Annotated in this window: 10 protein-coding genes and 2 pseudogenes; 5 read left to right on the forward strand and 7 right to left on the reverse strand. The window is 43.2% G+C overall.

The features are described 5' to 3' along the window. Positions 1 to 78 precede the first annotated feature (78 nt). Positions 79 to 1,338: a hydroxymethylglutaryl-CoA reductase gene (locus OCU50_RS16335; RefSeq protein ID WP_060469577.1), complete on the forward strand. Its 1,260-nt coding sequence runs from the start codon at positions 79 to 81 to the stop codon at positions 1,336 to 1,338. Positions 1,339 to 1,391: 53 nt separating this feature from the next. Further along, positions 1,392 to 2,303, forward strand: coding sequence for a LysR family transcriptional regulator (locus OCU50_RS16340; RefSeq protein WP_060469548.1), 912 nt, complete (start codon positions 1,392 to 1,394; stop codon positions 2,301 to 2,303). 67 nt (positions 2,304 to 2,370) lie between these two features. Here OCU50_RS16340 and OCU50_RS16345 read toward each other — a convergent pair whose 3' ends face one another. From OCU50_RS16345 to OCU50_RS16355, 3 genes are all read right to left on the reverse strand, one after another. Next, positions 2,371 to 3,285, reverse strand: coding sequence for a YjjW family glycine radical enzyme activase (locus OCU50_RS16345; RefSeq protein ID WP_060469547.1), 915 nt, complete (start codon positions 3,283 to 3,285; stop codon positions 2,371 to 2,373). Positions 3,286 to 3,326: 41 nt separating this feature from the next. After that, positions 3,327 to 4,892 carry a YjjI family glycine radical enzyme gene (locus tag OCU50_RS16350; RefSeq protein ID WP_060469546.1) on the reverse strand — a complete coding sequence of 522 codons (1,566 nt, stop codon included), beginning with the start codon at positions 4,890 to 4,892 and terminating at the stop codon, positions 3,327 to 3,329. 291 nt (positions 4,893 to 5,183) lie between these two features. Next, entirely contained in the window at positions 5,184 to 5,783 is a 600-nt protein-coding gene (locus tag OCU50_RS16355) for a class I SAM-dependent DNA methyltransferase (protein WP_060469545.1), read from the reverse strand. Positions 5,784 to 5,944: 161 nt separating this feature from the next. Here OCU50_RS16355 and OCU50_RS16360 point away from each other — a divergent pair, with 161 nt between their 5' ends. Then, positions 5,945 to 6,823: a LysR family transcriptional regulator gene (locus OCU50_RS16360; RefSeq protein ID WP_060469544.1), complete on the forward strand. Its 879-nt coding sequence runs from the start codon at positions 5,945 to 5,947 to the stop codon at positions 6,821 to 6,823. A gap of 60 nt (positions 6,824 to 6,883) precedes the next feature. Here OCU50_RS16360 and OCU50_RS16365 read toward each other — a convergent pair. Beyond that, a pseudogene (locus OCU50_RS16365) lies at positions 6,884 to 7,234 on the reverse strand (hypothetical protein). Between the two features lie 348 nt (positions 7,235 to 7,582). Here OCU50_RS16365 and OCU50_RS16370 point away from each other — a divergent pair. After that, complete coding sequence (locus OCU50_RS16370; RefSeq protein ID WP_060469543.1) at positions 7,583 to 8,479, forward strand: cation diffusion facilitator family transporter; 897 nt, start codon at positions 7,583 to 7,585, stop codon at positions 8,477 to 8,479. Between the two features lie 51 nt (positions 8,480 to 8,530). Here the strand turns inward: OCU50_RS16370 and yddG are convergent. Further along, positions 8,531 to 9,446, reverse strand: a pseudogene (yddG, locus tag OCU50_RS16375) (aromatic amino acid DMT transporter YddG). Positions 9,447 to 9,620: 174 nt separating this feature from the next. Beyond that, on the reverse strand, positions 9,621 to 10,295 hold the full coding sequence (yjjG, locus tag OCU50_RS16380) for a pyrimidine 5'-nucleotidase (protein ID WP_060469542.1): 675 nt from the start codon (positions 10,293 to 10,295) through the stop codon (positions 9,621 to 9,623). A 625-nt stretch (positions 10,296 to 10,920) separates the two neighbouring features. Here yjjG and yiaY point away from each other — a divergent pair. Further along, positions 10,921 to 12,069 carry an L-threonine dehydrogenase gene (gene yiaY, locus OCU50_RS16385; RefSeq protein ID WP_060469541.1) on the forward strand — a complete coding sequence of 383 codons (1,149 nt, stop codon included), beginning with the start codon at positions 10,921 to 10,923 and terminating at the stop codon, positions 12,067 to 12,069. Positions 12,070 to 12,278: 209 nt separating this feature from the next. Here yiaY and OCU50_RS16390 read toward each other — a convergent pair whose 3' ends face one another. Beyond that, positions 12,279 to 12,713, reverse strand: a complete 435-nt coding sequence (locus tag OCU50_RS16390) for a YccF domain-containing protein (protein WP_060469540.1) — start codon at positions 12,711 to 12,713, stop codon at positions 12,279 to 12,281. Between the last annotated feature and the right edge of the window lie 287 nt (positions 12,714 to 13,000).

Below are 13,000 nucleotides of genomic sequence, written 5' to 3' on the forward strand. Positions count from 1 at the left end.
TGACGCTTGTTTCTGGCTTATTACTCGGTAGAATCAGCGCAAACCAATTTGCTGCACAAACTTCACTTCATACTATTTATGCCAAAACTAAATCTGCATCGCCGTGACTATGTTTCTATTTTAGGAGGCGACATCTCCGCAGACGAATTAGAAAAAAAGCTTCAACCTCACTTTGAAAAGCCAGTAAACAAGCTGACACCGAGCCCCTATCTGACAGAAAAAAACCTTACACGTCGCTGGGCGGCCCTTAATAACGCAGAATCACAACAAGAGCTGCTCGATACTCATACTGAAAGTCAGATTCAAGCTTATGAAAAAAACATCGAGCACTTTATTGGAACAGTGAAAGTGCCTGTCGGTATATCTGGCCCACTAAGAGTGAATGGTCTGTTTGCTGAGGGCGATTATTTGGTGCCGCTTGCAACGACGGAAGCTGCACTTGTTGCGTCTTACAACCGTGGTTCAAAGCTGATCACCGCTTGTGGTGGCGCAAGTGCGATGTTGCTCAATGAAGGTGTAACACGTACCCCTGGTTTTGCATTCCGAGGGTTAGTTGAAGCGGGACAGTTTGTTGCTTGGGCTGTTACTCAATATGAACAGTTTAAAGCCTTGGCAGAAGCCACCACTTCACATGGCAGACTTACCGACATCAATATCAACATCGAAGGCAACCATGTTTACTTGGTGTTTGAATTCCTAACTGGAGATGCATCTGGTCAGAACATGGTGACAATTGCCACTAATGCAGTATTTGAGTACATCATAGAAAACACGCCGGTTAAACCCGATCATGCTTTCCTTGATGGTAACTTGTCGGGTGATAAGAAAGCCAATACCCAAACCTTACGCAGCGTTCGTGGTAAAAAGGTAACAGCTGAAATCAATATTCCTGCTGAGGTTATCGCAAAGTATCTACACACCACACCAGAGAAGATGGTCCAATTTGGCCAAATGACTACGGTAGGTGGCGCTTTGAGTGGTACGATTGGTATTAATGCCCATTATGCCAATGCACTGGCTGCACTTTATATCGCTTGTGGCCAAGACGCGGCGTGTGTTGCTGAATCTGCGATTGGTATGACGCGTATGGAGCTAAATAAAGAAGGCGGACTTTACGCTAGTGTTACACTGCCGAACTTGATGCTGGGTACGGTTGGTGGCGGTACAAGCCTTCCTAGTCAAAAAGCTTGTTTAGATCTATTGGGGTTACATGGTAACGGAAAGTCACAAGCGTTAGCAGAAGTTTGCGCGGTGCTGTGTTTAGCAGGAGAACTTTCTATTGTCGGTGCCTTCTGTGCAGGTCATTTCTCGCGAGCTCATCACAAGTTAGCACGCTAATTTCGGTTACAAACCTTAAAACCTAAACTGTCCAAGTATTGAGTGAGTTGTGAATGGATTACTTACATTTATCGAGAGTGAACCTTAAGCACCTCACTGCACTTCATATTATGCTGGACACTCATAGTGTTACTCAAACGTCTGAGCAGCTTTGTGTGAGCCCTTCAAGTGTGAGTAAAAACCTTTCTCAACTGCGTGACATCTTAAATGATGAGCTATTCTATAGAGATGGCACCAAGTTGATTCCGACACCATTTGCACTGAAAATAGCTCCTACTGTACATGCAATTCTAGCCAGTATGAACGGCTTACTTCATCAAAAAATCTTTGTCCCGCAAGATTACCAAGGCAACTTTTCACTTTCGATGCGTGAAAGTACCTTTGAGGTGTTCGCCTCTAAGGTAAGCAGAATAACGACGGAGCTCGCCCCCAAAGCCAAGCTAACTATCTATTCAAAACAACAACTCGGCTTCGACGCATTATTAAGTGGCAAGATCAATTTGGTTCTACTGCCCCATGACATTTCTCAACCCCCGACAAACAACAAAGAATTAGTCTGGAAAACCATACTTCAAGATGAAATGGTTTGCTTAATGGGCGCACACCACCCACTTGCCCGACAGGAACTGACTGTTGAAGATTACTTAAACCATAAACATATTGGGATCCTAGATAACGAACTGTCTCAGCCTTACTTTGAACAAAACCTAGTTCAATGCCACCAGCCGCGAGAAATGGCGATATCGGTAGCGGACTTTGGTGCTGCAGCCGTACTTTGTCATCACACGCCTTTCTTGTTCACCTGTTCAAAACAATGGGCTGAGCATGCAAAACAAGCACAAGGTTTAGTGAGTAAGCCACTTCCTTTCGATTACGGTAAAGTGGCGTATAGCTTGGTGTGGAACAAACCAAACATGAATGACCAAGCGATCAAATGGCTGTGTGACTTATTCTTAGAAGCCTAGGATTGTACTAGAAGCTGATCTAACTAACGAGACTAGTGTTTATAAAATACTCGATGTTGATAAAAGATTAGGTATAAACTTTAGGTGTTTGCATCGGCCTTTGAACGATAGCGTAGAGCTTGTCGTGAAAGCTCTGCATTTGTTGCTCTGTACATTTAGACCACTCTAATGCTTCACCAATTACGCCATGATGTTGAAAGGCATTCAATCGAATACGAACATCACTTGGCAAGCCTTTTAAGTAATAACCGACCTGCTCTACCTCAATATCGAGATCACTTTTATTGGGAATATGCAGCAACCTAACTTCGTGTAGTTTTCCTTTATCTGCAAGGTAGTTAATGGTTTCAAACACCCTATGATTCCCTCTGCCAACTAACCATAGATGGGTTTCCGATTGCCATGACTTTAAGTCAATCATCGCGCCATCAAGGAAAGGCAACACTTTGTCCCACCCTTGTTGTGGCAGCGAACCATTACTGTCAATAAAACACGTTAAGTGTGCCAACTGCGAATCGCTTTTGATTGCTTGAAACAATTCGATAATAAACGGCAGTTGCATGGTCGCTTCACCGCCCGAAACGGTAATACCACTCAAGAAAAATTGATTGTGCCTAACGAGTTCAAGTACCTCCGAGACCGTCATCGAGGTAATTTTCGGACTCGATTTATGATTACAGATATCAATGCACTGATCGCAATTGGTACAGTCAGACAAATCCCACTTCACTTTGCCATCAACAACGCTTAGTGCACCGCTTGGACACCCGCTAACGCAGTCCCCACAATGGTTACAGTGATTGATGGTATGTGGGTTATGACAAGTAATACAATCAAAATTACAGCCTTGTAGAAACAGTACTAGACGATTTCCCGGCCCATCAACACAAGAAAAGGTCAGCACACGGCTGACCTTCGCTTGTTTTTCTGTCTTATTGTTATTAACCCTAGCCATTTGAGTTGTTAGATCAGAAATTTTCATAATTGATATTGTTTGGTTATGGATATAGTTAGATTAAAGTTCTATTCGTACATCGGTGACATCTCTAAGCTCGCCACGCGTGGTTTACGCTCTAAGATACCCGTGTTCTTCGCAGCTTCAGCGCCTAAGAAAGTCGTGTTAGTGCGAGAGCCTTGCTCGTCATATTTAGCAATGTCTGAAAGCTTAATCATGTAACCCGTCACACGAACCAAGTCATTTGATGCCACGTTAGCAGTGAATTCACGGTAGCCCGCTTGAATCGCGCCTTTACACAGGTTGAACATCGCTTCAGGGTTAGATTTCACTGTTTCGTCTATGGTCAGAATGTCACTGATACCCGAGGTGTAAAACTTGTGGTGATCTGCTGTAGCACGAACATAAGCGACAGGATCTGGCTCTGTACCATAAGGAATACGCACACCTGGTGTTACATCTTCATCTAAGCTGATACCGCCTTGAGCGTGCAACAGTGCCTTACCTTCCAGCCCATATTTCACTTCAGAGCTTTCGACGATCTCAGCCAGCTTTTCAGAGATACTGTAACCGAGTTGATTCGCCTGTTCATCGTGACCATAGCGCCCTGCTTGGCTCTCTTTCTCCATCAAGATGTTAACCGCTTCCGCCATGCCGTAAATACCAAACATTGGCGCAAAGCGATCTTCTTCAATAAGGCCTTCTTTGGTCAGGAAGCCGTTAAAAAAGTGAGACTCTTCATGCAAGAAGCGGCTACGAGCGTTCATCAATTCAACCATGATGCCACTGTAGTTAGGCAATACGTGTTGTAAGAAATCATCACTATCCTGACACTTCAACGCCACTTGCTTAAGGTTCATACGCACTAAGGTATTTGAACCGCCCGCCAAAGGTAGAGAGTTGTAGCAGCTCACGATACCAAAACGCTTATCACCATACGCTGCGGCATGTGCAGGATAGTTGGCAATGTGCGGCTTGCTGCATTCACAGATATTGCTTGCCGCATGACGAAGTAGATCATCAGGTGTAACAGCAGGGTCATACATAAAGGTTAGGTTTGGTGCGATCTGCTTCAGTTCAGCATCTACGCGCAAAATCGTACGGCAAATAATATTATCTGTCGGGCCGATATTGACGTGCATGAAGGCATCTGGCAGTGTGCGATCCAGCATGATCCAGAACAGCTTAAGCTTTTGATAAACCTGCTCTTCCGTTAAGCCGCCAACGAAAGGCATCAATACATCGTCCAGTTGACCTAAGTAAACCGGAATGGAAGTCACTGATGGAACGTGATGATAAAGGATGGTCAGCATGTTCAATGCTTCGTCGAAATTAGTTGCCGCGCTAAGCTCTAAATACTTTGAGCCTTGATGTAAGTATTTAGAGTAGTCTGGAAGTACATAGCGCGGCTTAAATGGGGCGTGACCTTCAAACATGTCACATAGCACACCTTCTTGTAAGGCTTGCTCTACTTCATTGCTTACCGACATATACGGCAGGCTCGCTTCAGCTTCTAAGGCAAGATAGTGCGACTTCTGTTTTGGAGACAGGTTGGCATCTGAAATGATATTGCTAAAGCGTTGTTGTTGCTCTGAAAGTGGTGAAGAAGTAGATGACGCAGATTGGTGGCTCATGATTAAACCCTCTGTTTTATTATGGGTTTATTCTACACCTATGTTTTGAGTTTCCACTAATGAAAGGTATGAAAGACTATATTTCCAAAATGGAAATTCGGTATTACTGAATAGCAAATAATGAAAGCTAAACGAATAAATAACAGAGTTCTGTAAGTACTAGTCTAGTCATTTATCTTGAAACACAAACGGGTAAAAACAAAAAACCCACATAACTGGTCATGAGACCGTTAATGTGAGTTTGTTATTTAGAGTTCACGCTATAGAGAAAGAGACGAGCGACAGTATCTGTTAAAGGTGAGGGAGCACTTGTTTACGACCAACCCCCATCAATACCTTTAAAGGTCCTTGCGGAGTGTCAATTGAGAACGGTGTTGATACTTCAACAACAGAGAAACCAGCAGCACCTAGAACATTTTTTGAACGCTCTAGACTGATGCCATAATCTTCATCGTCGTTTTCAAGGTACCAATCCCAGTGAACAAAAATGCCATCGTTTTCGAGCAACGTATAAATCAAACTGACCGTGTCTTGTAAATTCGGAATAAAACCACATACCGAAGACGCTACCACTACATCAAATTGATTTCTGAAGGCTGGATGCTGCGCCGCAAGCCCGCGCGATAGAATATCGACAACGGCTTCAACATTGGTTAGCTCTTTTTTATCTAGCTCTTCGATCATCCCTTCAGAGATATCAAGCGCGATGACCTCTTTTGCAAAAGGAGATATTTTTTGGCTGAGTAGTCCTGTACCACAGCCAAAATCAAGGACACGGGTTCCGTTCAAATCAACGAGCTGTGTTAACTGGTCAAATACGGACTGTGCGAATACTACAGTTGCGGGATCGTTATCCCAGTCAGGTGCGTACTCGTCCCATTGTTTCGCCATCATGGCCTCCATCTTTACTTCTTGTAGGTTCGGAACACGCACAGAATAAACCAAATTAGCCAATTCGTCATAGAGTTATCATGCAAAGATGGACTATTTCTAAGATAGTCAGCACAATATTCAGATAATATGTGCCTACTCCCGCTCAATATGGAAATGAAATGAACCTTTCTCAAGTCCAAGCCTTTTGTTCTGTTGCTGATTTAGGATCCGTCTCTGAAGCTGCACGTCAGTTAGAATGCAACCGAACTAAACTCAGCATGTCGATTAAAGCCTTAGAGAAAGAGTTAGATATCGAACTGTTTGTGCGCAGCGGAAACCACGTTGAGCTTTCTGAAGCAGGCAAAGCCATCTATAAAGATTGCGAAGGCATGTTGGTGACGGTAGCTCGCATTAAGCAAACTTGTCTCTATGTATCAGGTGAATTCAATGCGGAGATATGGATCGCTCGCGACGATTCATTACCCGACGAAATGTGGCAGGACTTATCTCATGCACTCAACAAGAAGTATCCTTCCACCTCATTCAACTTCGTTCTTGCATCGAGTGGTGACTTAGCCAACCTAGTCGAAACCCAGCAAGTCGATTTCGCGTTTGGTGTCGATTACGAGCGTGTTGATGATCCAAGAATAATCTACAACCCACTTGGTAAGATTAGAATGATGTCTGTATGTAAAAAAGGACACGATCTGAGTGTGATGCGACGTGTATCTGATGAAGTGTTGAGAAATTCGATGCAAGTAACGATGGTTTATCTCAATGAAAAAGATAACCCAGAGCTTGAGCCCTTCTCGCGTCGCCACATCGGCTTTTCTAGCTTCGACTTTATGTTGGATACTATTCTACGTGAAAACGCTTGGGGCGTATTGCCTGAACCATTGATTCGCCACTTACTTCGTGAACAAGAGTTGGCTGTTATTAAGCATACTTACGGACTAACGCAAGAAGATTACTGTATGTTTACAGCTGCGGGAATGGCTGAGCATCCAGGTATGAGCTGGTTAGCGGATCAAATAAGTGATTATCTATTTGATTTCTAGACAACCCGGTTTTTTCTATATCAATACGTAAAGTTATACGACAGCTAACACGCCCTCTCCTTAGAAAACCATAACGTGATCAACCATGTAACGTCCATCTTCTTCAACCAGTACCATTTCAGCGACAAACTCGCCTTTAGCAATGGTATACGCTTGCTTCCAAACAAAGGCGATTGAATCAGATCGTCTGAATAGCGCAACTGGCTCACGTTCAGCAAAAAATCCGTTGCTGTGCTGATAATAGCGACACACCTTTTCCAGATATTAAGGCGTAACAATATCCTTCATCCTCTGCGTAAAGTCTCGGCTGTGCTGTGCATGATCAATTTTTGTTGAGCCCTCCATCAGGTTATCCATAATTGGTTTAGCAATGCCCCATAATTCACTATCGCTGAGATTGTCAAACTTCATATTTACCCATTCCTTTGAAATTCATACCATTTCGTTAAAGCTTGAACAATTTATTGATCGCGCTCTAACCCTGAGCCTTTATTGGAGTATCGCTTAATTTTCTAGAGCTATACAACATTTGCCAACGATATGTTTTATTAATCATAAATTCTCTCATTTCAGCTGTACTGAATCATCAACAAACACTCAGTGTCAATATAACTGGCCCTACAAACGAATCTTAACTGATTGAATTTTAATGCTTTTTAGTTAAATGTTAGATAAAAACGGCCAACTTCACTATATAAGGTTTGTAAAGTTAGCTCAATATCAGAACAATGAGGCTATTAAAAACATCTGGAAAATTTTATGTGCGACAGGAAAAGCCAAAACGAAAATCGAGTACTATTGTTCTCAGCCCTTTTAGCATCAGGCTTCGCTATTGGCGGATTGGTGTTGGGTCTTATCGTTGGCTCTCTGGTCATAGTATTTGACGGTGTCTATTCTCTTATCAGCTTACTGTTAACTTTATTGTCACTAGCAGCTTCAAAATACATTAATCGCCCTTCAGATAGAGAGTTCCCGTTCGGTCGAGCTATCATAGAACCGATTGTTATTGCGATAAAAGCCCTAGTCATTCTGCTTGTGGTTAGCTACTCACTTTACTCTGCGATTGGTGCCCTTATGACTGGCGGCCGTGAAGTTGATACTTCTATCGCAACTCTGTTCGGTATTATCAACGTATTAGGTTGTGGTTACGCTTGGTGGTACATCGCCAATAAGAGCAAAAGTATCTCTTCAGGCCTGATTCAAGCCGAGTCAAAACAATGGCAAATGGATACGTTATTGAGTGTGGCAGTGACCGCGGGGTTCGTAGTTGCTTGGCTAGTGACTTTTTCTCCACTATCAGCATATGCGGTTTATGCTGACCCAGTGATGATGTTGATTATGTCTTTCTACTTCATCAAAGTCCCATTTGACATGTTGCGCGAAGCAATGCGTGAACTTCTAATGATGTCGGCAACCAAAGACATTTGTGACGCGGTGGATAAGAATGTTGTCGAGGTAAACAAAGAAGCGGATCAAAATTTAGAACTGATGGGGGTGACTAAAGTTGGCCCAGAACTCAGAATTAACGTTGATATTCATACCAACGACCAACAAGCAATTGCGTTCAATGATATTGAACGAACGCGCCGCCAACTTAAGCGACGCTTATCTAAGATGCCTTATGAGCTTCAATTGAACCTCAATGTCGCGAGTTAAGCTTTTACCTAACAAATGAGGAAAAACCTCACGCGACAAGATAACATCAGATTAAGGGGAAGATTGAACCTCTTTAGAAGCCGACACCTTTGATGTCGGCTTTTCTCTAGTTACCCACCAGCAAGCGAGCGAACCAATCGTCACCATACACACGCCCTGCCAAAACGTGATGCTCAATGACAAACCGAGAATCACGGAAGACAGTAAGGTAGAGAAGATTGGCGTAAAATACGACATGGTCGCCAGAAACATCATATTGCCACCTAATATTGCTGTATTCCAAAGTGCGTAACCTGCTCCCATACAAGCCCCAGCAAGCACTAAGTCAATCGCCGCACTCGTTGTCATTACCATGCCGGTTTCATCACTCAGTGCATATTTAATCCACAGGGTGACCGCGGTAGCGATAAAGAAAAACACAATCGCATTTTGGCCTTTAGCAACCCGTTGGGTGTAATTGCAATACACAGCCCAAATAATTGCTCCGAAAAATGCCATCGAATAGGTTTTAGGATTCGTCGCAATATTAGCCGCTATTTGGTCGACAGAAAGCCCCTGCTCGCCACTGATGCTCCAAGCCACGCCAAAAAATGCCAAGAAGATACTTGGATAAACTAACCAGTTGATCTTTTTATCGCTCAACAATACCGCAAACAACACTGTCAGTGCTGGCCAGAGATAATTGATCACCGCCATTTCTAAGGCTTGATGTCGATTGTTTGCCATTCCCAAAGCCAAAGCCAAGAAAATCTCGTAGCAAACAAATAAAGCACCGCCGATCAACAAGTATGACTTAGAGAAGCGCGACGGCTTAGGTAGCCCCATAACACAAACCAACAACAGTGAGCTCACCGTATAAAGACTGGCTGCGCCACCAATGGGCCCCAGTTGTTCTGAAACGCTACGAGACAGTGCAATTAAGCAGCTCCAAAGTAAAGTAGCAGCTATGGCGATGAGATTTCAGCACGCCTCTTCCTTATATTCATTGTCTTGGTCTTCAGTGCCAAGCATCAGGCCGACTGTGCTTCAACGCTGCAATCTATGTTTTAAGCTAGATGATAAACCAGTAGAAAAATCAACCGAGCACATGCTGGTACTCGGTTGTCGATAATTAACTTATAAAGTCAAAACTAGCAGGCGATTATGCCAGTAGAAGATCTTGTAGGTCAGCCAGAGATCGAACCTGATAGTGAGGGTTAATCCCCGCAGGTGTCGCTTTCTCTTGGCTATTCAGCCAACAAGTCTCAATACCAAAATCCAAGCCTCCCAATATATCAGAGTGCGGATTGTCCCCTACCATCAATACCCGTTGCTTCGATGGCAATCCGATCAGCTTATGTGCATATTCAAAAATTTCGGCGTCTGGTTTTGCGACACCGACTTCTTCAGAAATGATCACATGGTCAAAATAGCCTGTCATTCCTGTTCGCTCTAAACGGATCGATTGTAGCTCTGTGAAGCCATTAGTGATGATGCCCATATTCACTTTGCCTTTTAACGACTCCATCAACTCTTTGGCACCAGGAAGCAGAGAACAAATGTCCGCCATTGCGGCTAAAAATGCACTGTTTAATGCTGCCGTTGTTGTCTCTAACTTTGCCGCCCAGCTTTCAAAACGCGCATGCTTCAGTTGAGCTGCCGTGATACGACCATCTTGGTAATCTACCCATAATGGTAAATTAACCTCTTGATAAAATGAATAATCCTGTTCGCTAAAGTCAACACCAAAACGGGAAAACATCAACTTCATCCCTTGAAAAGCATCAAAGTGAAACAAGGTTTCATCCGCATCAAAGAATATCCAATCGTACTTCATTTTATGTCCTCTTACTCGCGCTGTTGAGCAGTGCATGCGCTGTTTTGTCGTTGTTTTTATCGTTGCCTCAAAGGGCGGGTCATCACTTTACTCTCAATTTTGTGAGCCTGTATATAAATCTAATAATTTATAGAAAACAAGTCGCAAGTCATGATATATCGCAAATTCTGCCACATATTAAACCAATACCATACAATAAAAATCCATTTAAGTACCGGGAGGTACTATGAAGCACTTCTTGCCATCATCCGTAATACTTACTCCTTTTGTGGTCAAACACTACGATGAAGAACCGAATAAAAATGAAAATTCAGAAACAGAACATGAGAGCAGTTCAAACCAATGTAAAACGAGTTTGGCATCTTCTAAAGCAGACGAGTCAAACTAATAATACTCATTTGTTAGCCACTCAATTGACCAGCACCTCAACATATTCTTCTTAATTTGGTTTTTTCTGCTGATAGTAAACTCACATAAAACCATAAAAACGATTGTCATATGCATCAAACTTAATACATAATCACAAAGTGGTAGTTTGGGTTAAAGCTTATCTAGGATCGAAGGTTTTCCTAATATTACCAACAACATAGAACAAATCAAAAACTATAATTAACGGAGTTTCCCAATGTCTAGCGCGTTTTACATCCCTACAATAAACTTCATGGGTACCGGCTGTTTGAAAGATGCTGCTGATAGCATTCAGTCTCAAGGCTTCAAAAAAGGTCTGATCGTTACGGATAAGATTCTTAACCAAATTGGCGTGGTAAAGCAGGTACAAGACCTTCTTAGCCAACGTAGCGTTGACGCTGTTGTCTTCGATGGCACCCAGCCAAACCCAACCATTACTAACGTTAATGACGGCCTTGAGCTACTTACAGATAATGATTGTGACTTTGTTGTTTCTCTAGGAGGTGGTTCTCCTCATGATTGCGCAAAAGGTATTGCTCTTGTCGCATCTAATGGTGGCAAAATCTCAGATTACGAAGGTGTTGATCAGTCTGAAAAACCAATGATGCCATTAATTGCTATCAATACCACAGCGGGTACTGCATCTGAAATGACACGTTTCTGCATCATCACTGATGAAGAGCGTCACATTAAGATGGCTATCGTAGATAAGCACACAACGCCGCTTATCTCTGTAAACGATCCTGAACTGATGCTTGCTAAACCTGCATCACTAACGGCTGCAACAGGTATGGACGCGTTAACACACGCAATCGAAGCCTACGTTTCTATCGCAGCAACGCCAATCACAGACGCAGTAGCCATTAAAGCTATTGAGCTTGTGCAAGCGAACCTAAGAACAGCCGTAACGCACGGCGAAGACATTGAAGCTCGTGAGCAAATGGCTTACGCACAGTTTATGGCAGGAATGGCATTCAACAACGCTTCTCTTGGTTATGTTCACGCAATGGCGCATCAACTGGGTGGGTTCTATGACCTTCCACACGGTGTATGTAACGCTATCTTGCTTCCACACGTTCAACGCTACAACGCGCAAGTTTGTCCAGAGCGTCTACGTGACGTTGCGAAAGCAATGGGCGTAAATGTTGAGGGGATGTCACCGGAGCAAGGCGCAGACGCAGCAATTAACGCAATTGTTCAATTAGCGAATGATGTAAATATCCCAACAGGCATCGCACAGTTAGGCGCCAAACTAGAAGATATTCCAACCCTGTCAGACAACGCACTGAAAGACGCATGTGGTTTCACTAACCCTAAACAAGCCACGCACGAAGAAATTTCAGCGATCTTCGAAGCAGCGATGTAACCTAGCTACCCGTCACTTGTTATTAAAACAGGTCAAAACAAACACAAACGGGCTCACCTTCTGAGCCCGTTTTCTTTTATCAGTCGTATCACATCAAGCCTTTGCCTCTGGCACCGTCAAATTAGACACTCGATAGGAACCACGACGTAAAAAAAGCACATCATACGATATGCTTTTCAACTTTATATCAAGCTCAGAAGACCGGAGCCTTAGCCTTTGTAGTTTCTTACTCGTGCCGCATCGGCTTCATGCTTGTCGACAACCGTTTTACCGATTGGCGCCAGTGAGATAACCGCTAACTTTAAATGCTGAATCGCAAACGGAATACCGATGATCGTAATGAAGCACGCCACTGCTGACATGATGTGACCCATCGCAAGCCAGATTCCCGCAAATAAAAACCAAATGATGTTCCCAATCACACCTAACGGACTCGTGCCTATATCCATCTCATTAGTTAACTCATCACGCGAAATCGCTTCTTGTCCGAATGGGAAAAAAGAGAAGTTACCCATTACAAAACACGCTCTGCCCCAAGGGATACCAACAATGGTGAGGAATGCAAGTAGCCCGAAGAACCACCAAGCCAGTCCCATAAATACGCCACCGAACAGAAACCAAATGATGTTACCTATTGTTCTCATTCTGTATTCTCCAAATCTTTTTATACGTTTCTTTCATATGCCGAGTGAGGCAATGTTTATTGTAATAGGTTCATTATTATCGAGCCTTTATGAACCACTCATGAATCACCTACACTTTATATTTTTGACGCGCACCAAGGATCTCCATAACCATATAGGTATCAACTATTTTATTTGATACCATAAATATACAACTAGAACCTTCTGTTAAACAGCGCCCCACGCTAATTCACCCATAGCGTGCCCAGCAGCAGTGCAAACACTTCAACTAATTTAAGGCCTAATTT

This window comes from Vibrio toranzoniae, from assembly GCF_024347655.1.
Taxonomy (GTDB): Bacteria; Pseudomonadota; Gammaproteobacteria; order Enterobacterales; family Vibrionaceae; genus Vibrio; species Vibrio toranzoniae.